General features: G+C 47.7%; 10 protein-coding genes. 6 read left to right on the top strand and 4 right to left on the bottom strand.

Annotation, left to right across the window (positions count from 1 at the left end; translation table 11 throughout):
* Positions 1-28 precede the first annotated feature (28 nt).
* The gene (locus AB6805_RS08970; protein WP_370909091.1) at positions 29-13,015 is read right to left on the bottom strand and encodes a gliding motility-associated C-terminal domain-containing protein; all 12,987 of its coding nucleotides are present in this window, start codon (positions 13,013-13,015) and stop codon (positions 29-31) included.
* Between the two features lie 631 nt (positions 13,016-13,646).
* On the opposite strand from AB6805_RS08970, the gene AB6805_RS08965 reads away from it, so the two are divergent.
* The 5 genes from AB6805_RS08965 (at position 13,647) to AB6805_RS08945 (ending at position 21,632) form a co-directional block, all read left to right on the top strand.
* On the top strand, positions 13,647-16,250 hold the full coding sequence (locus AB6805_RS08965; protein WP_370909090.1) for a hypothetical protein: 2,604 nt from the start codon (positions 13,647-13,649) through the stop codon (positions 16,248-16,250).
* A 33-nt stretch (positions 16,251-16,283) separates the two neighbouring features.
* Entirely contained in the window at positions 16,284-17,192 is a 909-nt protein-coding gene (locus tag AB6805_RS08960; protein ID WP_370909089.1) for a transglutaminase domain-containing protein, read from the top strand.
* A gap of 16 nt (positions 17,193-17,208) precedes the next feature.
* The gene (locus AB6805_RS08955) at positions 17,209-19,059 is read left to right on the top strand and encodes a chloride channel protein (RefSeq protein ID WP_370909088.1); all 1,851 of its coding nucleotides are present in this window, start codon (positions 17,209-17,211) and stop codon (positions 19,057-19,059) included.
* Positions 19,060-19,132: 73 nt separating this feature from the next.
* Complete coding sequence (locus AB6805_RS08950; protein WP_370909087.1) at positions 19,133-19,738, top strand: NAD(P)H-dependent oxidoreductase; 606 nt, start codon at positions 19,133-19,135, stop codon at positions 19,736-19,738.
* Position 19,739: 1 nt separating this feature from the next.
* A complete protein-coding gene (locus tag AB6805_RS08945; RefSeq protein ID WP_370909086.1) occupies positions 19,740-21,632 on the top strand; it encodes a monovalent cation:proton antiporter-2 (CPA2) family protein in 1,893 nt (630 codons plus the stop codon).
* A 1-nt stretch (position 21,633) separates the two neighbouring features.
* Here AB6805_RS08945 and AB6805_RS08940 read toward each other — a convergent pair whose 3' ends face one another.
* From AB6805_RS08940 to AB6805_RS08930, 3 genes are all read right to left on the bottom strand, one after another.
* Positions 21,634-21,885: a hypothetical protein gene (locus tag AB6805_RS08940; RefSeq protein WP_370909085.1), complete on the bottom strand. Its 252-nt coding sequence runs from the start codon at positions 21,883-21,885 to the stop codon at positions 21,634-21,636.
* Positions 21,886-21,892: 7 nt separating this feature from the next.
* Positions 21,893-22,150, bottom strand: coding sequence for a hypothetical protein (locus AB6805_RS08935; RefSeq protein ID WP_370909084.1), 258 nt, complete (start codon positions 22,148-22,150; stop codon positions 21,893-21,895).
* A gap of 153 nt (positions 22,151-22,303) precedes the next feature.
* On the bottom strand, positions 22,304-23,485 hold the full coding sequence (locus AB6805_RS08930; RefSeq protein WP_370909083.1) for a DUF5009 domain-containing protein: 1,182 nt from the start codon (positions 23,483-23,485) through the stop codon (positions 22,304-22,306).
* Positions 23,486-23,625: 140 nt separating this feature from the next.
* On the opposite strand from AB6805_RS08930, the gene AB6805_RS08925 reads away from it, so the two are divergent.
* Positions 23,626-25,677, top strand: a complete 2,052-nt coding sequence (locus AB6805_RS08925; protein WP_370909082.1) for a M13 family metallopeptidase — start codon at positions 23,626-23,628, stop codon at positions 25,675-25,677.
* The last annotated feature ends 139 nt before the right edge of the window (positions 25,678-25,816 follow it).

Below are 25,816 nucleotides of genomic sequence, written 5' to 3'. Positions count from 1 at the left end.
TTGATTTGATCTTGCTGATGAATCATCATTATCTCATGAGGGTTACGTTACCTTTCTTCGTGATCACGGTGCCATCCTGCATAGTAGCCTTCACTATCCATACATACACACCTACAGGTTGTTTCTGTCCGCTCATGGTACCATCCCATCCCTGGCGCTGGTCTTTCGATGTGAATACCAACTGACCCCACTGGTTGTAGATCCTGAATTCAAGTTGTGCAATGGCGGTTCCATATACATACTCGATATCATTTATACCGTCACCATTCGGGCTGAAGAGGTTTGGTACATAGATGTTGTTGCCTTGCGGGTTCTTCGTTTTGTCCGTAACTGCGGCAGACAGTGCACTGTTCTGGCAGGTGGATGCCCCGATGGCACGTACCTGGATCGTAGCACTCTGGTTCGGCTGCAGGCCGGAGATAGTATGTGTGGTACCTGTTGCTCCTGAGCTTGGCGCTGTGAATGTGACGCCGTTGTCTACTGTTACTTCGTAGCGTTGTGCTCCTGTAACCGGTGACCAGCGGAAGGTGATAGCGGTAGCCGTCGTGTTATCCACTGTTACAACTGGTGCAGGCAGCGGTTGTGCCAGGCTGACATCCACCCTTGTTCTGGCGGAGCTGGTGCAACCACCCGCTGTAAATGCTTCTACATAATAAGTAGTATTGGCATTCAGCGCCGGTGTAACAAATGTTGCACCTGTGGTTATCGGCGTGCCGCCAGTGGCCACTGAGTACCAGCGGAAATCAACATCCGTAGTGGTGGAAGTAGCCATCAGTATGGCTGTGCTGCCCGGGCATACCGGATCGTTTCCGGTTACACGTGGTCCGGCTGGCGGAAGTGTTACTTCAACGCTTACCGCGGTGCGTGTTGGACTTGAACAACCATTATTGCTGGACGCTTCCAGGTAGTACATCTGATTTGCGGTTACCGCAGGTGTTGTATAAGAAGCACCTGTGGAGATAGCTGTACCACCACTTGGGACAGTATACCATTTGTAAGTGAGCGTATTATCCGGATTCAGCGCATTCAGCGTAGCTGTGAGGCCGGTACAAACTTTAATGCTTGCACTGGCTACTGCAGGAGCAGCTGGCGACGGATTCACGGTTACTTCCACCCTGGTTCTGCTTGCACTGATGCAACCGCCACTGGTAGATGCTTCCAGGTAGTATACGGTACTTACTGTTGGTGTGATAGTGAAATCTGCACCGGTAAATACTTCTATTCCGCCACGTAATACGGTGAACCATTTGTAAATGACGCCCGGCTGTCTGCCTTTCACAGAAAGTACCGCTGTGTGTCCGCTACATACTGTCAGCGGATCTGCCAATGGTGCGTCTATATCGTTGCGGACATTTGCTGTTACGGCTTTGCGTCCGCTGCTGCAACCCTGGCTGTTCAATGCTTCCACATAGAATGTGGTATTTGCGGCCAGCGGTTTGGTTGCGTATGAAGTACCGCTTGCGAGGAATACGCCGTTATTCTGCGCATCATACCAGCGATAAGTCAATGAAGCGTCTGCACCCTTGATACTGAATGTTACGGTACCGCCTATGCAGGTTGTCAGGTTATCCGCATTTACTTCCGGTATTGGCGGAGTTGGATCAACGGTTACTACTACCGCTGTTCTGCTGCTGGAGCAGCTTCCCAAATTCGCCTGTACATAGAAGGTAGTATTCTGGGTAACCACCGGTACGCTGTATACTGCATCAGAAGAAAGCAGGTTGCCACCCGTTGCAGCATCGTACCACTGATAGGTAACTCCTGGTTTGATAGTTTTCACTGATACAGTGATACCTGTGCCGGCGCATGTTTTAAGTGCGGAGGCTACTACATCCGGAGCTGTTGGCGGAGCCACTACTGTTACAGTAGCTTTCACCCTCGCAGATGGATTACCGCATTGACCCGTAGTTCCGGTTGCTCCCACATAATAATCCATGCTGGCATTGAGCGGTCCTGTCTGGAATACCGGTCCTACACCTACAGAATCATTACCTGCGGCAGAAGTATACCATTTATAGATTATTCCGTTGGTAGCTGAGGTTACACGGAGTGTTCCGGAAGTTCCCATACAGATAGTGAGTGCGTTGCTTTCCAGGATTGGCGTTGGTGCTTGTCCTACGCCTACGGAAACTTTCGCTCTTACACTATTGCTGCAATTACCATTATTCGCTTCTGCATAGAAATCAGTACTTGTATTTAATGCACCGGTTGTGTAGCTGTTGCCTGTAGCAAGCAACGTACCACCAGATGCGGCGCTGTACCAACGGTAGGTAACACCAGCCACAGGATTCTGGATAGAAAGTGTTACGCTGCCACCCTGACAAACGAACAGGGAAGTGGATGCAATTACAGGTGTTGCCGGTACGCTCTTCACGGTGATGGTGGCCTTCGTTCTGCTTGCGCTTGGGCAGCCTCCATTTACCAGTGCCTGTACGTAGTAGCTCACTGTAGAATCCAGTGCTGTGATATTAAACGTTGGTCCTTCGTTCACTTTATTGCCGCCTGTTGCTGCATCAAACCATTCGTAGGTAACTCCCGCTGCAGGACTTTGTATCTGCAGTGTTACATCCTGGCCTTTACAAACTTCCGCACTGTTGCTTACCAGTACAGGAGCCGGTGGTACCGGTACTACGTTGATCTTCGCGGCTGCTCTTACAGAAGGTTTACCACAATTTGAAGTGTCACCGGTTGCTTCCACATAATAGGTTGCATTAGCGGTCACATTATTCACGGTAAAGATTGGACCTGTAAACACAGCTACTCCGCCGGTTAATGTGGTGTACCACCTGTATGTGATATTATTCACAGAAGAGGTCACTTTCAGTACGGCTGTTCCGCCCTGACATGCTGTTACATTATTACTTTCCAGTATTGGCGTTGGAGCAACACCCACACCGATGGACACCTTCGTTCTGGCAGCACTGCTACATCCACCCAGAGAAGCTTCTGCATAGAAGTCTTTCGAAGCGGTAAGGCCTGTTACCTTGTACACCGGACCGGTGAACAGTAATGTGCCGCCTGTTGCTGCACTATACCAGCGGTAGGTCAATGTATTATCCACATTCTGAATGCTCAGTGTTGCGGTGTCGCCTACACAGATGCTGATGGCAGATGCGGTAATAATCGGAGCCGGTATATCACTTACTGTCACTTTCACTTCTTTCGCGCTGCCGGCTGCATTTGCGCATCTGTTGCTTCCTTCTACTGTTACATAGTAAGAAGTGGTTGCGCTCAATGCACTGGTAGTATATGTTGCGCCTGATGCAAGGAATGTGGTCAGGGCAGCATCTGCATACCATTTAAATATTGGGTTTGTTACGGTAGTTGAAGCAGCTGTGAGTTTAACCGTAGTGTTTGCACAGATAGTTGTATCTGCCGCTACAATGTCTGACGGTGTGGCGGTATTATTCACGGTTACTTTTACTGCTTTCAAATCACCTGCTTTATTCTCACACTTGCCGGCGTTGCTTACACTTACATAGTAGGTGTATGTTCCCGGCATTAATCCTGTGATACTTAATACACCAGTGCTGCTTACACCCTGCGTGATCGGACCGGTTCTGTCGGCATTAGCGTACCATTTGAATACAGGGTTCTGTACGGTAGTGGTAGTTGGTGTTAATACCGCAGTATCACCGGCACAGATTACTTTATCTGTGATCTGAATGTCGGCCGCTGTTGAGGCGCTGTCTACAGTGAGTGTAATTCTGGTGCGGCCGCTGTCGTTAGCGCAGTTACCTGCATTCACGGCTTCCACATAGAAGTTATAGGTACCTGCCTGCAGACTGGCCGGCGTAGTATATTCATTACTGTTAGTTACCAATGTTGCTCCGCCTGTTGCTGCGTCGTACCAGTTGTAGCGAACACCTGCCACAGCTTTTACCCTGAGGGTAGTTGGTGTATTCAGACAGGTAGATACATTATTGGCTTCCGGAACCGGAGCTGATGGTGATCCCTGAACGGTTACTGTTATCGCTGCAGATGCGGCGCCCGGACAACCGTTCCTGGTTGGTACTACTGTATAAGTATGTACTCCGGAATCGAGTGTGGTTGGCGTTACATAAGCAATGCTATCCAGCAAATGATTACCCTGACTGTTGTACCAGCTGTAAGTGATACCTGGTGCAGGATTTATTACGCTGAGAGTAGCTTGATTACCCTTACAGATAGTAGCGTTGTTCACCTGTACTTTCGGTTGGGCAATAGCGCGTTGTGCGTAGTTGAAGTCAACATCGAGTAAGGCTCCCAGGATACCTGATCTGAGTTTCACTTGCACACCGTCAAACTGCTTGGTTGGTACAAGCCACAGAATAGCGCTTCTGCTACCGCTCAGCAGATCCAGGTGCAGGATCGGATTGGATGTTAATACGGAATCACCTGGTGTGTTACCGTTATAGGTAGTGAGTTGTATACTGCCGAGCACCGCTGCAGAAAGGATCTGGCTTGGGTTAGACAGTTTCACTCTTACAGTATCACCCGGGGTAGATAGTCCGTTAAAGGTTGCTTTCTGGAATACCGTTGCATTGATGGCTCCGAGGTTTATCACCAGGGAAGATCCTGTGCTTGTAAAGGCATCCACAGCCAGTTGCGGGTTATATACGTTACCCAGCACCAGCAAGCCGGATCCGCCAATTGTTTGTCCGGTAGCGGCTTCACATGGCACCTGACCTGAAGGAGTTACGGTAATTGCATTCACCGCTATCCTTGCAGACTTACAGGTTGCTGCACCCGGCAGGGCTGCTTCCACCCAGTAGGTAACGGTTCCCAGGGCGGTAGACGCAGGACCTTCGAAGGAAGCACCTTTAAATAAGGTGTCTGTTGCTGTTTGTGTTCTGAACCAATAGAATTCTGCGTTAGCTGCATCTGCTTTGGCAATGAACAGCGGACGCTGGCCAATCACAACGGTGTCGTTTACAGGTGTTACTGTTGGCGGCGCCAATGATGTACCTGTTTTAACGGTAACCGCTGTTCTAGTGGCAGATATGGTATTACAGCTATCATTGATCGCTTCTACATAATAGATTGCCTGTGCAGTTACGTTGGTCACAGTAAATGTTAAGCCGCTGTCCGGAACCGGATTCAGTCTGGTTCCACCAGTAGCCACATTGTACCATGCGTAGCTGTATCCACTTACCGGGTTGTTAATGGCAAGTTGGGCATCAGATCCGGCACATACTTCCACATTCGCGGAACGTACTACCGGAGGCGCAGGTGCTGCCACCACTTTTACATCCACCCTTGTGCGACCACTGCTGGCGCAATTGTTCCTGAATGCTTCTACCAGGAAGGCAGTATCTGTAGTCAGGATGCCGGTGGTGAAGGATACACCATCTTTACCTGTGAGATAAACACCTTTGCTGGTGTACCAGCGATAAGTAACGCCTGCTGCAGGATTCTGTACATCCAGTTTAGCAGTACCGCCTGCGCATACTGTTACCTGTGCTGACTGAACTTTCGGAGCTGCCAGTGCACGTTGCGCGTAATTGAAGTCTACGGTCGTTAATGCACCGAGTATGCCTGATTTCAGTTTTACTTCCACTGCATCAAATGCTTTGGTCGGTACAAATTCGAGGATAGCTTGTCTCTTGCTGCTCAGTATAATGAGTTTAATGAGCGGGTTATTTACCAGGAGAGAATCTCCGGGAGTGGTACCATTATAAGTGGTTAACTGCACACCACCCAGCAGTGCTGCAGAAAGCACCTGGCTTGGGTTCGACAGCCATACCCTTACGGTATCTCCAGGAGCAGATACTCCGTTGAATTTAGTTCTTTGCCATACCTGTGCGTTCAATGCGCCCAGGTTAATTACCAGTGAAGATCCGGTGCTTAAGCTGCCATCTACTGCCAGGGCAGGATTGTATACATTACCCAGTATGAGTAATCCGCTGCCGCCAATTGTTTGCGTAGAAGCGCCTTCACATGGACCAGGATCCGGACCTGGTTCAGGTCCGTAAACTATTACTGCAGGTACCCTGATAGATTTGCAGGAAGCACCGCCTGTTAACCTGGCTTCCACCCAATAGGTAACGGTTCCTATTACATTGGATACAGGAGGAGTGTATACTGGTCCTGTAAACAGACTATCATTACCGGCCTGACTTGCATACCATACAAACTGAACATTTGCTGTATTGGAAGTTGCTGTCAGTGCAGTTTGTCTGCCTACTACAGTTGAATCAGGATTTGGCGTTACCACCGGTGCGCTCAATGAAGCAGATATCACAATGCTGATAGCTTGTCTGCCTGATGCAGCACCACAACTGCTAACCGCTTCTACATAGAAGGTAGTATCCCTGTTAACCGCTGTTACATTAAATACAAAGCCGCTGTCGGTATTCAGTTTGGTACCGCCGGTTGGCACATTGTACCAGTTGTAGGTCAGTTGATGATCCGGGTTAGAAACCTGCAGAGACGCATTTGAACCAGGGCAAATATTCACGGTAGCCGGAGCGCCTGGTACAGGAGGAGCAGGTGTAACGGTAACGGTTACAGGTATACGATCCGGGTTAGGACAATTGTCTGGTCCGCCCAGTACCGCTACATAGTAGGTTACTTTACCTGCTACTTTCAGCGTATCAGTAGTGTAACTGTTTTGTGTGCTTAATACGGTGCTGCTGGTTGAATCAGCATACCACCGAACAGATGTGCCGGCCGCAGGAGTTACAGAAAGCGTAGCCTTGCTGTTGATACAAGCGGTAGCATTTGTAGTATTTACAGTTGGTTTAGGATATATGATCCTTGCACCATAAATATCAATTGAATTCAGGAGATTCAGTACACCTTTCATTCTTACTTCTACCCGGTTGTAAGTAGCAGGAGCTACTACGGTAGCCAGGAATTGCTGGCCATTGAGTAACCGCAGAGTAAGCAATCTTGACAGGGTGTCTGTTTTAACCAGTACGTTATTGTTATAGAGAGAAATCAGTGTACCTCCCAGCAGACTTACATCCGCCAGTCCTACTGAATTACCAAGGCGTACCTGAACACTGTCTGCTGCAGATCCTGCATGCGGGAAGATCAGCTGTTGATATACTGAGCCTCCGAGCGCACCAACAGGTACTGACAGCGTAGTGAAGTTGGTTTTGCTACTGTCTATATCATTAGTAGGATTATTTACACTACACAGGATACAACCCAGGGTAGTACCTGAGGTCTGACTGGTTGGAACATTACAATCCGGAGAAGGAATCACAACTCCTGTTACTTTTACATTTACAGTTGCACGGGCAGATTCACAGGCGCCTGAAATTCTTACCGCCGCATAATAAGTATAAGTGCCTGGTGTGTTAAATGGTCCTACCTGGATGGTGTCGCCCATACCTTGAACAGTAGTCGCATCTCTATACCATACGATAGTAGCCCCTGGTACCGGTTGAGCGCTTAATACCGCTTTTACACCGGTGGTTACCACCACATCGCCGGTTACAACCGGAGCAGCTGGAGCTGGCACCACACGTACTGTTGCTGCCTTCAATGTACCGGCTGCATTTTCACACTGACTGGTTCCGGACACACTTACATAGTAAGTATAGGCGCCGGCAGTCAAGCCAGTAATGGTCAGATTGCCCGTACTATCCAGTGCATAGCTTACCGCGCCTTCTACCAGGCCGTTGGTAATCGGAGATGTTTTGTTTGCATTTTTATACCACTTGAATACAGGAGCGGTAACACCTGCTGCAGTTGGAGTTAATACTGCTGGTCCGCTGGTGCAGGCAGTAGTAGTATCTGCGATAGTGATATCACCTGACTGGCTGATCGGGTTAACGGTTACCCTAACCGGCACCCGGTTTGGATTCGCGCAACCATTTGCACCAACTGCCTGAACATAGTAGGTAAATGTACCTGCTGTTTTCAGCGTGTCGGTGATGTATGTATTTAAAGTGCTCTTTATAATAGTGGTAGTAGAATCGGTATACCAGCGTACAGTTGTACCTGCTGCCGGTGTTACTGTTAATGTGGCAGGTTGACCAGCACATACCACCACGTTTTGTGTGGTAACTGTGGGATCCGGAACAACTGCACGTACATCATAGATGTCCAGTGAATTGAGCAGATTAGCAACACCTGTCAGTTTTACTTCCACGCGATCATAAGCGCCGCCTGCCGGAACAGTGGCAAAGTAGCGGGTACCGCTCAATATTCTCAGCGTGAGCAGCTGGGATAATGTTTGAGTGCTTACAACGGTTGATCCGTTATAAACAGTTACTACTGCACCACCGAGCAGGCTAACATCTGCCAGTCCGCCTGGTGAAGCCAGTTCAAAGCGGATACTGTCTGATGCCGCACGCACTGCAGGGAAGATGAGGCGTTGGTAAACAGAACCTCCCAATAAACCTACCGGTATATTGAGGCGGGTGAAATTAGTAGGAATAGAATCAATGTCGTTGTTTGGATCAACAACGCTACACAGCACGCAACCAAGCGTAGTTCCGGTTACCTGGCTGGTAGGCACGTTACAGCTGGCAGGTATAACCGGACCAGTTACTGTAATCACGATTGGCAAACGGTTGGATAAACAACCACCTGCCAGGCTATCGCCTACATAATAAGTATATACTCCCGGACTTGCGAACGGAGGCAAAGTAATAGAATTGCCGGTAGCAATTGGCGCCAGCGTGGTATCGCTATACCACAGCACAGTAGTGCCCGGAGCAGGCGTTGCGGTGATGGTTAACGGCAACCCGGTGCTGATAGTATAATTCTGTACCACTGTTGGCGGAGCCGGAGCGCTGACAACTTTGATGGTAGCAGCCTTCAAAGTTCCGGCTGCATTTTCACAACGGTTAGCACCGGATACACTTACATAATAAGTGTGGTTACCTGGTGTAAGGCCGCTAACACTAAGCTGACCGCCCGCCGTGATAGTAAAGGTAGCGCCGCCAATAACAGCACCATTTACAATCGGTGTAGTTTTATTGGCATCTGTATACCATGTAAATACAGGTGTAGTAACACCGGCTGCAGTTGGTGTCAACACTGCCGGTCCGCTACCACAACTGGTTGTGGTATCTGCTATGGTAATATCTGCCGCAGTAGCCAATGGATTTACAGTGGCAGTAACCGGGATACGGTTTGGATTAGGGCAGGTGCCGTCCATTACCTGTACATAGTAGGTATAGGTACCGGCAGTTCTCAGCGTGTCTGTTGTGAATGTAGGTTGATTACCCAGGGAAACACCGCCGGTTGAATCAGCATACCACTGAACGGTGGTACCAGCGGCCGGAGTGGCGGTGAATACGGCACGCTGACCAGCACATACTGCCACATTTTTGGCGGTAATAACCGGATCCGGAACAACAGAACGCACGCCATAGATATCCAGGGAGTTAAGCAGGTTCGCTAACCCGGTTAATTTTATTTCAACGCGGTCATATACGCCACCAGCAGGTACTGTAGCATAGTAACGGTTACCGCTTAATAATCTTAAAGTAAGTAATTGTGATAAATTCTGAGTACTTACCACAGTAGTGCCATTATACACAGTAACTACTGCGCCACCCAGCAAACTTACATCTGCCAATCCGCCTGGTGAAGCCAGGTCGAAGCGGATGCTGTCGGTTGCATCGCCAGCAGCAGGGAAGATGAGCTGTTGATAAACAGCGCCTCCCAACAAACCTACCGGTATATTGAGGCGGGTGAAATTAGTACTAACGGTGTCGATGTCGTTGGTTGGGTTTACAACACTACACAGCACGCAGCCAAAAGTTGTTCCGGTTACCTGGCTGGTAGGCACGTTACAACTGGTGGTAGTAACAGGACCTGTTACCGTGATGGTGATCAGCACGCGGCTGGAAACACAACCACCTGGCAGACTGTCGCCGGCGAAGTAGCTATATACACCAGGCGTAGTAAATGGCGGCAAGGTAATAGAGTTGCCGCTGCCGATGGATGCCTGCGTTGTATCGCGGTACCAAACTATCGTTGATCCCGGAGCCGGTGAAGCTACCAGGGTTAATGGTAAGCCGGTGGATACTGTGTATGACTGAACCAGGGTAGGAGGTGCAGGAGGGGTAGTTACTTTTATAGTAGCAGATTTCAGGCTGCCGGCTGCATTTTCGCAACGGTTGGCACCTGATACGCTTACATAATAAGTATGATTACCCAGTGAAAGGCCAGTGACAGACAGGCTGCCGGCTGCATTTATAGTAAAGGTGGCGCCACCAATAACAGTGCCGTTGGTAATGGGCGTTGTTTTATTGGCGTCTGCATACCATTTAAATACGGGAGTTGTTACGCCTGCGGCTGTTGGTGTGAGTGTGGCAGCACCACTTCCGCAAACGTTGGTAGTATCTGCAACGGTAATATCAGCTGCAGTGCCCAATGCGTTCACGGTAACGGTAACCGGTATACGATTTGGATTCGCGCAGGTACCATCCATTGCCTGTACATAATAAGTAAAGGTACCGGCGGTTCTTAACGTATCGGTCGTAAATGTCGGCTGATTGCCCAGGGAGATATTGGTGGTTGAATCAGCATACCACTGAACAGTAGTACCAGCAGCCGGAGTGACTGTAAATACAGCGCGCTCGCCGACGCATACGGTCGCGTTGCCGGCTGTAATAACAGGATCCGGTACAAGAGAGCGTACACCATAAATATCCAGGGAAGTAAGCAGATTGGCTACGCCTGTAAGTTTCACTTCCACACGGTCGTATACACCACCAGCGGCCACTGTAGCATAGTAGCGGGTTCCGCTCAGTAATCTTAAAGTGAGCAACTGGGATAAAGTGTGTGTACTTACAACCGTTGTTCCATTATAAATGGTAACTACAGCGCCACCAAGTAAGCTTACATCTGCCAGTCCGCCTGGTGAAGCCAGATCAAGACGAATGCTGTCTGTTGCATCGCCTGCAGCAGGGAAGATAAGTTGTTGATAAACGGATCCTCCTAATAAACCTACCGGTATATTGAGACGGGTGAAATTCGTAGAAACCGTATCTATATCAAATCCAGGATTTACAACACTACACAACACACAACCCAGTGTGGTTCCGGTTACCTGGCTGGTGGGCACGTTACAACTGGTAGTGGTAACAGGGCCGGTTACGGTAATGACCACAGGAACACGGAAGGACGTACAACCGCCGGTAGTTTTTACACCTGCGTAATAAGTAAATACACCAGGACTGGTAAACGGAGGCAGGGTGATGGAGTTGCCTACTGCAACCGGCGCCTGCGTGGTATCGCTGTACCATTCAATAGTAGCGCCGGATACCGGTGTGGCTGTTAACACCAATGGTATTCCGGTTGTTACCGCGTACGTTTGGGAAAGTACCGGTGGCGCAATTTGCGCGGATACAGTTACCGGAGCCGCCTTCAGGGCGTTAGCTGCATTTTCACAATGATCGCTGTCCGATACGCTTACATAATAGGTGTATGATCCTGCAGCAAGACCGGTAATACTTAATTTTCCGGTAGTATCGATGCTGTATTTAACGGCTCCTTCTATCAGGCCATTTGTAATAGGACCGGTTTTATCAGCATTTTTATACCAGCTGAATACCGGTTTATTATTAACAGTTGCAGAAGTAGGGGTAATTGTTACGGTATCCGCGATGCAGCCCTGCGTAGTGGCAGGAACAGTAATATCTGCAGCGGTAGAGAAATTATTAACCTTTACAGTCACCAAAGTTTTAGCTGATTCGGTTGAACAGCCGATCCTGGTGGCGGAAACATAATAACGGAAACTTCCGGCAACACCTACAGGAGGACTGTAACTGGTGCTGTTGGAAGCTACCACAGTGGTTTGGGTAGAGTCGTACCAGGTATAAGTTAACCCTGCTTCCGGACTACTTACATTCAATGTAAGCGGTGAATTCAGGCAGGTAGTTCTCAATATCCCACCCGCTGTTGACGGACCCGCCGGGAAACGTTGTATTTCATGTACTCTCAGGGAGGCGAGTGCGCCTGCCAGCCCGGAGCCTATCTGCACTGTTACATGATCGAAAGGTGCTGTAGGCTTGAAAGTTAACGCCTGTAAATTTCCTCCACCTGAAAGAAGATTGAGGCGTAATAAATTGCCATCGGCCTGAATATTATCAACTACAGTACCACCATTATAAGTAATAATTCTAACAGAACTAAATAGCTGTAGGGTAAGCAGCGAAGCAGGATCTGACACTACCACACGGATAGAATCACCTGCTTTAGAGAGACCAGGGAATACTGCAGTCACCTGGGCACTGCTGCCTAACGCACCAACAACGCTGCTCAGCGTTGCATAATTGGCTGCAGTAACAATACCATCACCTGCAGCAGCAGGATTGGTTACCACTCCGAGTGAAGCTGCCTGCCCGGTAACGCCGTACAACACATCTATTGCAGCGCCACAGTTTATTGTACCTGAAGCAGGTATATCATAATATGCTGAGAATACCTGTATGCTACCGGCTACTCCTGCTAATCCGCCATCTACTGTTACTCTTACACGGTCGTATGTGCCGCCCGGAGCAGGTAAAAATATTTCCGCCTGGTTGCCGCTTGCCAACAGGGTCAATACTGAGTTATTGGCAAAGACAGTACCACCTACCGGCGTACTGCCATTGTAGGCCTGTACATAAACGCCGCCAAGCAGGTTTAAATTTACCAGCGTGCCGAGTGTGCCGGCAGTACCTATTTTAACTACCGCAGGGGTATTATTGGTAACGGCTGCCGGAAAAATCAGGTCCTGTGAGGCCGTAGCGCCCAGTAATGTAACCAACGTAGAAATAGTGGAGGCTGTAGTAAGGGAGCCATCCACTGCCTGTGTACCATTTGTTACACCACAACCAATGCAAAGTCCGGAGGCTCTGCCTACTTGTGTATTGGCATATACCCTCGTGGTATAGGTTTGCGCCTGGCTGTCCCGCGCGCCTATACCGAATAGTAATAATAGTAGCAGAAGACTTTTCCAAGCTATTGACCCGGCTTTATGAAAAAAGTGGGCAACGCTGGTTTTCACAGCTTCCTTCCCTGCAGAGCGAGGGAAACAGAAAAGGGCAGTAAAAGGGCTATTAGGAGTAGCTTTTGAATGCATAGCATCAAATATTTGAATAAAAATTGTTCAGTTTCATTGCATTACAACAAAACTCTAAGGGCGGCAGGCAGGTTAGGAATAGCTCGGGGAAGGGATACCGGTTGATAAAAAAGTATACTTCCTTGCGGTCATTTGTTAAAATAATGTTACAAGAACGCTACGAATGTATACTGAAGGGCTGATTTCTGGATGTGTCTTTCTTGTTCATTTCCGGCTGACAATTCAGTTTGTTCAATTTTCATTTTTACTGTTCATTTTGTTCATTCAGAAGGTAGGATTTGGAGAAAAACAGGCAGGAAAATAAGGGATCATTCCATTTAAAACAGGGAAAAGAAAAATTTCGGGGCCGGTCAATAAAGTTATTTGGACGTTTTCATTATGGTTGGAATAGTGAAAAATAATATATAATATATCCTCATATAGAGACATTAGGCTGTACTTCATCATATTTATATATGATATCCAGATGACAACTAATAATAAAGTTAATTTTATTACTTATTTTCATATATATAATTCAATTTAATATTTTCTGTTCATTTTGTTCATTCGGTCTTCCGAAAATCTAAACGCAAATACGATACGTAATTAAACAGGTACCGACAATTCGAAAATCCATTTATTGTCCCCTATGATTGATCTATCCTATGACTTTATCATTACCCTGCAGAATGAAGTTCTCCGCAGGTTCGGTGTTGAAGTCATGTTGCCAGGAGATTGCAAACATCTCTCTCAGTCCATATTGGATAACACCACGAAACTGGTAAGCGAAACTACGCTTAAAAGGGTGTTCGGATTTGCTGTTGCTCAACACAGCTTCTCCAGATATACCCTGAATACCCTTTCGCAATATTGTCAATATAAAGACTGGGAAGATTTTCAGCAACATCACTACCGGAAGATGAACACCGCTTCCACTGCCACCAATGCGTCTACTTCGGCCGTAGCATTGGATAATGGAAAATGGTCTGACCTGAAAAACAAGGCAGACGCAGTTTCCCATTACACGATGTTAACCCTTAAAAACCGCTCTGGCATTGCTTTTCCGTATACCGTTCACCGGCCCTTCTGTAATGCCCACATCGAAAAATTCCTGGAAAGCGACTACGCCGCTACCGCGTTAATAGCGCCATCAGGATGGGGTAAGTCGCTGGCATTGGTACACCTCGCAGAACATTGCTGGTTTGGCAAAGAAGCCCGTTATAAACAAGACGTTTGCTGGTTCATCCATGCTCATGCGGCCGGCAGCCTCCTGCTGAAAGGATTCTCCCTTTCCTCCTGGCTCGATAACCAGATGAACCTCGGTAATGGTGAAAACTTCCGCGAATATTTCTCCAGCCACTTCGATAAAAAAGGCGGACGCCTTATATTAATAATAGACGGCTTCGATGAAATCGCCGTAGCCGGCGAGAAACTCCGCCTACTATATTCCAAACTGGAAGACTTTGTGTATTCCAACGACTTATACCCCTGGGTGAAAGTGATCCTTTCCATCCGGAGCAGTACCTGGGCCGAAATATTCCAGCACTCCCAGCAATACCCCGCCTTCCGGCGCTATTGGTACCTGGGCGCTGAAATGGATGAGGAAACCAATATCAATATGCCCCGGCTTACGGAACAGGAAGTGAAGTCTATTCTTTATAACCACCAGTTTGATCCCGCTACCGTACGGCTGTTTTCTGAAAACTTCCTGCAAAAACTGCGTTATCCTTATTACCTGCAACTATTTTGTCAGCTCAACAGCGGCCCGGATCAAACCTTTGTAGATGAACACCTTAGCCTGTTCGAAATTGTATCGCGCTTTATTCAGAACCGCGTGTTCAATTCGCAAAGCAATTCTTTCAAAATAAAAATTATTGAAAAATTACTTACCCTTCTCGACCTCGGCAGAACAGGTATCTACGCAGATAAAAATTTGCTGCTCACCCAGAATGCCGATCTGTTCCCTGCCTACAAAGAATTGCTGGCCGATAATATATTGGTGGAAGAAAACCTGAGCCAGGAAATTATGTTCAATGTGAAGGTGCGCTTTGCCCATACCATGTTGCTCGAATATTTTGTGGCCATGCACTACCTGAAAGAAAACGGCCAGGAAATAAACGAGCCCCTGCTGATGGCAATACTCGAACACCTGCCACAGTCGCCTTACCGCATCGGCGTATTCAGATGGCTGCTCCGCTACGCTATCAACCATGCGCAGATCGATGGCATCATCAAAATGTTGCATTTACCATTATCCAACATAGAAAAATCCCACCTGCTGGAATACCTCGTATTACACTACCAGCATGATGGCAACAACCAGGGTGAACTCAAATCCATCTTCCCCGCGGGCTTCTTCAAGAAGAACCCTATTGGCCCTTTTATCAGTGACGAATTTATTCATTTCAGGAAACGCAAAGTACTTAACGCTTTGCTGGGACTTGCTGAAGCCCGGGAAGACAAGCTCAAAATCAGGAGCAAATTATTTACAATGGCCCTGCTGCAACTCGATGCAGAACAGTGCGAAATAGAACTCAATAATATTAAGAAAATCTACGCAGCCGATGAATTCGAAGATGAACTTTGGGTAACACCTTATGAAATCCAGCTCTTCATCTATGAATTCCTCAAATTTGGTATTATAAACGAAGATATCCGGGAGAAGATTTATAACTATTTCCGCTACTGGACCGGCACCAGCGGTGGCAAGAAACCCATCAGTGAACCCCAGGAAATCGTATTCCGTAATATGGGGATCGTGTTCACCCTGCTGGGAGATAACGAACACCTCCTCAGCTTTACTACCCGGATTTTTGAAACATATCCTTCTTTACAACACCGTAAAACAGATTCACTGCGCCTCATGCTGCTCTGCTGGCAGGCACAAGCCTACCTCGGCCTGGGCCAAACAGCTTCCGCTGCACGGATCTGCCGGCACACCGACCAGGTGATCAAGAAATATTCAGCTGATTATTTCGGCGGAAAATACCTGGAGTCTGTGCAGAAATTACTATACGCGGGCGTATATTTTAATGAACACGAATTCAATAAAGCTATCCGCACCGCAGAAACAGCTGTGGAAAACGCACAAAAACTGGATTTCAAAGTATTAGCGCTGATGAATTTCGGATTGCTGAACAAAATCTATCAGCAACTGCAAATGGATAAACAGAAAAATGATACCGTTCAGCAAATAGAACTCATCCGGAAAAGTACTTCCTTTAAACAGGCCGTTTCAAACTTTGCGAGGTGATTATGGCATAATTTTGCTTTATTGCGTAGCATAATGGCCATAGACGAAAGCAAATATACCGTAGCACAGAATATATTGTTCAACACATTGAGTTTGTTGACCTTATTATTGCTGGCACCCTATATCAACAGCTTTACGCCTCCGATCGTGGCGAATGGCTGGCACATCGATCTGTTATTGGCCGTGGTAGCGGGTTTCATAGTTGTCTATTTGCTCCGCTGGGTGTTCAGACCGCTGATTATTCCCATCTTCTTACTGGTATGCAGTGTAATGGTCATCAATAAAGTTACTGACCGCTATACCTTTTATAATGTGCTCAACGATTATAAAGGTATGGTACAGGGCAACCTCAATACCAAAGGCAGCAAACAACTGGATATCCTCAGTCTTTATCCGAGGAGGGTAGAGAGCTACCGCGATAAAACCGTACGTGGCATGCGGGAAAAGATCAACTTCCAGGACTCGGTGGTCCGCAACTTCTCCGTAAAACACTCCCTCGATTATTACGACGAATATTTTTATAAATACGGGAAAATAACCCGGTTCCTTTCCCTGTTCCGTTATATCAATGGCCAGTTTAAATATGTGCTGGATTCCCGCCGCGACGAATACTTCGCCACTGCACAGGAAACCATTCAAAATGGTTTGGGGGGCGATTGCGACGACCACTCCATCCTCATGACTTCCTGCCTGCAATCGATCGGGGCACGATGCCGTATTGTACTGGTGAAAGGCCATGCCTACCCCGAGCTTTACTGCGGTGATAAACAAGAGTTTGAAATCATGAAGCAGGCTATCATCACACTTTTTCCGAAGCCAGCCGTGAAAGAAATATACTATCACGAGCTGAAAGGAGAGTACTGGATTAACCTGGATTACACGGCCCGTCGCCCTGGCGGTCCTTATATGAATGATAAAGTTTATGCACTGATTGAGCTTTGATCCTTAAATTTGCCGCATGAGTCAATTTAACCGCCTGCGGAAATACCATAGCTTTTTTCGATTCAAAAAGGATTTTGAACAATACAGTTTAAAGAGTGCCAAAAGCTATGAGCTCATATTACATTGGTTACACAGCAAAATGAGCCGCAGCCAGTTCCTCCTGCTTTCAGGTATACTGGTAGGCTGTTCGGCAGGGTTAGCAGGCGTTGTCTTAAAAAGCCTCGTCCATTACATCCATTATGTAATCACCTATAAAGTACATTTCAGCACACAGGTTATTTTTTATGTAGTGTTCCCGTTCCTCGGAATTGTGCTCACTACCCTCATGGTCATCTGGTTTTTCAAGGGACAATCGAGGAAAGGGATTCCCGCTATCCTGCACGAAATAGCCCGGAACTCCAGCCTGATCCCGCCCGTAAAAATGTATTCACAGATATTACAGAGCGCTATCACCGTGGGGCTTGGCGGATCGGCCGGATTGGAAAGTCCCATTGCGGTTACCGGTGCGGCACTTGGCTCCAATTATGCACGTACCTATAAATTAGGTTATAAAGAACGCACGCTGTTACTGGCCGCCGGCGCAACTGCCGGGATAGCGGCAGCATTCAATGCACCGATTGCCGGGATGATGTTTGCTTTTGAAATATTACTCACGGGCGTGGTGTTTTCTGATTTCATGCCACTCATTGTGGCAGCCGTTTGCGGCAGCTTGCTCTCTAAAATTATTTTACAGGAAGAAGCGCTGTTTCATTTCGAGTCAAGGGTTGCCTTTAACTATCATAACGTACCTTATTATATAGCCCTGGGCATACTCAGCGGATTTTATGCAAGATATTACGTGGTCATCTCACAAAAAATAGAACATTTTTTCCACTCGCTCAACTGGACAGCGATACAACGCGCGCTCCTGGGCGGTGTGTTGGTATCTGCCCTCTGCGTGGCGCTGCCTCCTTTATTCGGCGAAGGCTATTCCAGCGTGAAATCACTTGCCTCGGGCAATGGCGAAGCCATTCTTCAAAACAGTTTCTTCCGGTATCTTCCCCTGCAAAGCTGGATGATAGTGGTGTTTACCGGCTGCGTGTGCCTGCTGAAAGCATTGGCGGCTTCTGTCACCATACAAAGCGGTGGTAACGGCGGGAACTTCGCACCATCACTGTTTGCCGGCGGATTCCTGGGATTTTTTTATGCCATGGTTTGTCAGCAGATGGGATTCACCGATATCCCGGTTACCAACCTCGTGATTGTTGGTATGGCCGGCGTAATGGCCGGTGTGATGTATGCCCCGCTGACAGCCATCTTCCTGATTGCCGAATCCAGCTCCGGGTACGATCTTTTTATTCCGCTGATGATTGTTTCTACCATCTCTTTCCTGATGGCAAAATGGTTTTCACCTATCTCGCCGGAAATCAAAGAACTGGCAAAAGATGGCAAAGTATTTACGCATGCCCATGATAAAAACATCCTGCTGCTCCTGAAAATGGAGGACCTTCTTGAAAAAGATGTGCAAACAATTTCTATTGACGCCACCCTGCGGGATATTATAGAACTGGTAAAAGAAGGCAGCCGGAATATTATTGCGGTAGTGAACCACGAACAACTGTTTGAAGGCGTTATTACGCTGGATGAAATCCGGCCGATTATGTTTAATCCTGAACTGTACGATACGGTTACCGTAAAGAAGCTGATGCACGCCCCGCCGGCGGTGGTTAATTTAAAAGATAACATTAACGTGGTGATCAAAAAATTTGATACCGCCCAGGCCTGGAACCTGCCGGTAATACAGGATCAACAACTGGTGGGCTTTATCTCCAAATCCAGTATCCTCAATAAATACCGGCTGCTTTTACAGGAGTATTCGGAAGGCTGATACGGAATTGGTTATCACAGAAGGACTATGTTTGAAACAAAATACCTAAATTCCTTTATACGAAAATCCAATAATGGCGAGAGTTCTGATAAATTTTGCACATCCCGCCCTGGAGAAATCCAGGGTACATTCCCAGTTGCTGCGGGTGGTTAAAAATATCCCGGGGATTACTTTCAACGACCTGTATGAACAATACCCTGATCTGGATGTGGATGTAGCCCGTGAGCAAAAGTTGCTGGAGCAGCATGATATTATTTTTATGCAGCATCCTTTTTACTGGTACAGTGCACCAGCTATTGTAAAGCAGTGGATCGACCTGGTGCTGGAGCACGGCTGGGCATATGGACATACCGGCAAAGCCTTACAGGGAAAGTATTTCAGCAATATTATCACAGCTGGAGGCGCCGAACAGTCCTATCAACCGGATGGTCACCATGGCCATACCGTGCATGAATTCCTGCTGCCTTTTATACAAACCGCCAAATTATGCAATATGCATTATGCGGCTCCTTTTGTGATATACGGTGTTCACCGGCAGGATATTTCAGATATCCAGGAAGATACGGTCCAGCTGAAACAGGTGCTGGAACGTCTCCGCGACGATAAGTTTGATCTTACTCCTTTGCCTGGCCTGGAAAACCTCCGTCAAATACTTCAACTACCCGCTCAAACCAGATAATATGGACCAACATTCTTTACTATTTCAGTCGATGGTATACCTGGCTGCCGCCATTGTGTTTGTGCCGCTGGCCAAAAAGATGGGACTGGGAGCTGTTTTAGGCTACCTGATCGCAGGTATTATCATAGGCCCTTCTTTACTGGGTTTTATAGGAAGAGAGGGAGAAGATATTATGCATTTTGCGGAATTCGGTGTAGTGATGATGCTGTTCCTCATAGGGATAGAGCTGGAACCGGCGCTGTTGTGGCGGCTGCGGTCCTCCATTCTCGGGCTGGGAGGGTTGCAGGTGATAATCAGTGCAGCCGCCATTGCGGGCATTGCCTACCTGGTAGGACAACCCATCAACACATCGCTGGCACTGGGCATGATCCTTTCGCTATCGTCCACCGCCATTGTGTTGCAAACGCTGAATGAAAAAGGGTGGATGGGCACATCTGCCGGGCAGAGCGCCTTTTCGGTGTTGCTGTTCCAGGATATTGCCGTAATTCCGATGCTGGCCATATTTCCATTGCTGGCGGGTAACGCCGCAGCAGATGCCGCTCCGCACAGCGCTTCCCTGAGGGATAATTTACCCGGATGGGCGCAAACACTGGTAGTGCTGGGCGCTGTAGCCATCATCATTATTGCAGGCAGGTACCTGGTGCGGCCGCTGATGCGTATCATTGCCCGCACCCGTGTACGCGAATTATTTACCGCCACAGCCTTGCTGATGGTGGTTGGCATTGCTGTGCTGATGAACCTGGTGGGACTCAGCTCTGCGCTGGGAGCATTTTTGGGCGGCGTGGTACTTGCCAACAGTGAATACCGTCATGAACTGGAAAGTGATATTGAACCTTTCAAGGGATTGTTACTCGGCTTATTTTTTATCGCTGTTGGAGCATCTATTGATTTCAGGCTGATAATGGAACAGCCCTGGCTGATCATGGGTTTAGTAGTGGGTATCATGGCCCTGAAAGGTATTGTGTTGTTGCTGCTGGGAAAAATATTCAGGCTGAGCACCGACCAGAACCTGCTGTTTGCTTTTGCCCTCGCAGACATCGGGGAGTTTGCATTTGTGTTGTTGTCGTTCACCAGTCAAACGCGGCTGATGAGTAAGGAAATGACCGCCATGATAACAGCGGTAGTAGCCATCAGCATGGCGCTTACCCCGCTGATTATGCTGCTATATGAAAAAGTGATTCAACCGTATTATACCCGCTCAGAAGTAAAAGCGGAAAGGGAAGCGGATGAGATCAATGAAAAGAACCCGGTGATCATTGCGGGCTTTGGCCGCTTTGGCAGCATGACCGGGCGTTTCCTGCGGGCCAATGGTATTAATGCTACTATCCTGGACCTGGATTCCGACCGGGTAGATGCACTGCACAACCTGGGTATTAAGGTATATTATGGAGATGCATCCCGTTATGACCTGCTGGTTGCCGCTGGCGCTAAAGATGCAAAAATGCTGATCATTGCTACTGATCATGCGGAACAAACACTGGAAATAGTGAGAATGGCCCAACGGTATTTTCCTCATCTGCAATTATTGGTAAGAGCAGAAAATAATGAAGATACTTTTGAACTGATGGACCTCGGCGTACTGCATATTTACCGCGAAACGGTAGACACTTCCCTGCGTGTTGGCGTGGATGCCCTTCGCATGCTGGGCGGAAGGGCTTACCGGAGTGAACGTGCCGCACGGACTTTCTTCCGCCAGGATGAGCGCACCCTGAAAGGCTTATCCGCATTGCGCGATGATAAAAAACAATACATCAGTTCCATGAAGGAACGTATCGATGAAATGGAAAAACTCATTTCATCCGACCGTGTAAAAACCTGGCTGGATGAAGGGCAGGGATGGGACCCTGAATCATTGCGTGACGAGATCCGGGGAGAAAAAATTGATGAGGAATAATTTATTGCTGAATATGCTGGATAATGAGTTCTGCCACATGGTGTAACAATCCTACGTCTACAGGATTTAAATGATCGTGCATAGGCTTGCTGGAAACAGCGCGTACGTAGCCTTCTTCATCAGGCTCAAAAGTAATTTCATGTTCCTGAACGGCTACCTTATAAACCGTTTTGAATTGCTGATGAGCGGTTTGCACATCCAGGATGTGCGGATGCCCGTTGTATTCAAATTTAAGTGTGAAGAAGTCAGACATATCGTTATTACCGTTGTGCAGTATTCACTTCGCTTTCATCGTGCTGGCGATGATAGTAACGTTTTATCCTGTTTTTTTCATCACGGGAAAACTGATGAATCAACCACAGGCAAAAACAAGCAAGACCGCTGATGATCAATATGTAGCCTATAAATCCCAGGGTGTGGAACACTTTGAACCACATCCAGTCGTTGACTAAGGCGTACTGCGCTAAGATAGCTAAAATCAATCCTGCTGACGCTAATACAATTGCAATTTTTTTCATGGGGGGAACTTTGGGATGCAAAATCTGTTTACATGAATGAAAGGGGCAAACGAAATGCCACAACTATTTACGCGCTATACCCGTTTACGGATGTATTTCACGTAGATATTTTTCTACATTACGAGAGTTATAACGAAGCAGTGTGTAAGATTGTTACAGTTGCAGGCGAATTCCCAGCTTGTTTAATCCCTTTACGAGGAAGAGCATGATTACTGCAAAAAAAGCGCACCAGGCAATACCCAGAAGTCCTTCTCCCAATACAGCCGGCAGGCTGATCCCCGCGAGCAACATGCCATAAAAAACAATGTCCGGCAGGATATAAGTGAGCAAAGGATTGGAACCCGCCGGGCGAAAGAAAGCCGTCCACTTACTGACCTGTTTTACATCTATCAGAAAATACAATAGGGAAAATACAGCCACACATATAGCACTGCAATAGAGGCACCAGCTGGGTGTAGCCTGGATCTTGGATAGTTTATAAGCAGGTCTTAACAAAACACCGGCTATCAACAGTAAAATAAGGTATCCCGTTACCCGCGATACCAGCTTACTTCCTTTCAGGCCCAGGTCTTCATCAAAATAAAATAATGTCAGCAACATTCCCGACAACACAATGGAAGTATGTGCAGCATGGCCCGCCTGCGAAGTAAGCCAGCTCCATTCTCCCATAAACGGCTGTTTACATAAAATATAATACCCGATACATACCGCTATCATCAGCATAATGGCGCCGGCCGCACCTTTAAACACCTGGTAAATGATACATGCATACAGGTATGCCCAGCCTATCAACCCCAAAATACCCCACCAATCCGGGGTTAATCGCTCCGTTCCATCTTCACCTCCACGGAAAATGAATGCCAGGATGATCAATCCTATCATGCCCGCGCCCTTGAAGCACCATGCGAGCCACGCGTTTTTAAACTTATAAACATTCCAAACCAGTATAGCGCATACATAAAATAAAAGTGACCACGCAGCGCCACTCATACCGGTAGCAGCTGCATTCACCTTCTCGGCATTTACCATAAAAATACCCAGCACCCACAAACCCAATGTACGCCAGGCAATATGCCGCTGCAACTGCCAGAAAGTATCTCCCTTTGCCAGCCGGCTATTGATGGCAAAAGGTACCGACATACCCACTATAAACAGGAAAGCCGGGAACACCACATCTACAAAGGTCATCCGGTCTTCATTACCATGCGCATGCTGCATCCAGGAAGGAATACCGCTCACTCCCGCCACACTGTTAACGAAAATCATGACAAGAATAGTAATCCCGCGGAAAGCATCGATAGATAAAATGCGGCCAGTCTTTAAATTGTTAATCATAAGCGTTGCAGGTAAGGAAATGACTTTGTACCAAAATACATTATTTACTTTATATTCTCCTGCTGCCGTTAAGCCCATTTTAATAATCAGGGTGATAAAAAATAATTACCTTTCTTCCGATAACAAAATCTCAACAGCTTATGATAAAATCCATCCTCACCGGAACCGGTCTGGCTGCCATTACCTGCTTCGCTGCATGTAACCAGGGACAGAAACAACCCGGCGCCGGCGCATCTTCCACCCCCGACGCAGTAGCCGCCAATGTAGACAGCACCGTAAATCCCACTCAAGACTTTTTTGATTATGCCAACGGCGGCTGGATAAAACGCAATCCCATACCAGCAGAATACAGTTCATGGGGCATCGGTAACCTGGTACAGGAAGAACTGTACAAACGCCTGCGTATCATCAATGAAAAAGCGGTGGAAAATCCTACCGATCCTATCTCAAAAAAAATTGCCGCCTTCTGGACCAGCGGAATGGATTCCGTGCGCATCAACCAGGAAGGTATAAAGCCTATTGAAGCGGAGCTGAAAGCCATTGATGCCATTACCAGCATCCCGCAGCTGGTGCAAATGGCCTCCAAGCTGAACGTCAACACCGGCGCCTTCTGCAGCCTGTACATCGGGCAGGACGCCAAAAACAGTGACGTCATTGCTGTGCAGCTGGGACAAGGCGGGCTGGGTCTTCCCAACCGCGACTACTACTTCAACACCGACGCACGCACCACCAACATCCGGAACGCCTATCCCGGTCACGTTGCTAAAATGCTGCAATTTGTTGGCTACGACAGCACCGCCGCTAAAAAGGCCGCTGCCGGCATCGTACAACTGGAAACAAACCTGGCTAAGAACAGCCGCAAACTGGAAGCACTCCGCGATCCGGAAGCCAACTATCATAAGATGGCTGTCACCCAGCTAAATAAAATTGCCGGCAACATCGACTGGAATGAGTTCATCAAACAACAAGGCATCAGCAAATTCGCCGATACCATTATTGTTGGCCAGCCCGAATTTTGTTCCAACCTGAGCAACGCCGTTAAATCACAACCACTTCAAACCTGGAAGGACTATCTCAAGTGGAACCTGATCAACGCGGCCTCCCAACACCTCAGCGATACCATCGCCAATACCGACTTCGCATTTTATGGCACCCTCCTCAAAGGACAAGACAAGCAGAAACCGCGCTGGAAACGAGTGCTGGACGCAGAGGAAAGCGCAATGGGAGAGGCCCTGGGCCAGCTGTTTGTAAAAGAGTTCTTTAATACCACCGCCAAAAAAAGATATGAAAACCTGGTGGAAGAAATCCGTGCGGAACTGAAAATTCGCATTGAACACCTCGACTGGATGAGCGACAGCACCAAGCAAAAAGCATTATACAAACTCTCCAAGATCACCAAGAAAGTAGGGTATCCTGATAAGTGGAAAGATTTTACTGCGATGGATATCAAGGAACAATCGTACCATCAAAACATCGAAGCAGCCCACCAGTGGTGGCAAAACTACCAGATCAACAAACTCGGCAAACCGGTTGATCGCAATGAATGGGATATGACGCCGCAAACATACAACGCCTACTATAACCCCAGCAACAATGAAATTGTGCTGCCTGCCGGTATCTTCACCGTGCCCGGTAAGCGCGACGAAGAGCTGGACGACGCCGTTGTATACGGCTATGCCGGCGGCTCCACCATTGGCCACGAAATCACACACGGGTTTGATGATGAAGGCCGGCAGTTTGATGCCGCCGGTAACCTGAAAAGCTGGTGGACCAAAGACGACGAGAAAAAATTCAATGACCGTGCCGCCGTTATGGTTAACCAGTTCAACAACTACGTAGTAGTGGATACCTTACGCATCAACGGCAAAGCCACTCTTGGTGAAAATATCGCGGATCTCGGCGGTATCCTGCTGGGATGGGAAGCGTTCAAAAAAACAGCACAATATAAGAAGAACGAAAAGATCGCCGGATACACGCCATCACAGCGGTACTTCATGGGCTACTCCCTGGGCTGGCTGGGCCACACCAAAAAAGAATCCCTCGCCAGGCAGGTGCTGACCGATGTACACTCTCCCGCCAAATTCAGGGTGAACGGTCCTTTTAGCGACGTAGACGCTTTCTACGAAGTGTATGGCGTGAAGCCAGGGGATGGCATGTACCGGGCGGATAGTGCGCGCGTACGCATATGGTAACGCGCGCGGAGGTTGTCTTACTCAGGATTACGCTGATTTTGTTGATTACCGTGATTTTGTTCTTTGTGATTTTATTACTGATTTTATTTTTTGATTTTACTTTTTGATTGATTTATTTTTTGATTGATTTATTTTTTTA

This window comes from Chitinophaga sp. RCC_12 (assembly GCF_041360695.1).
Taxonomy (GTDB): domain Bacteria; phylum Bacteroidota; class Bacteroidia; order Chitinophagales; family Chitinophagaceae; genus Chitinophaga.
This window is presented reverse-complemented; position numbering and strand designations above follow the sequence as displayed.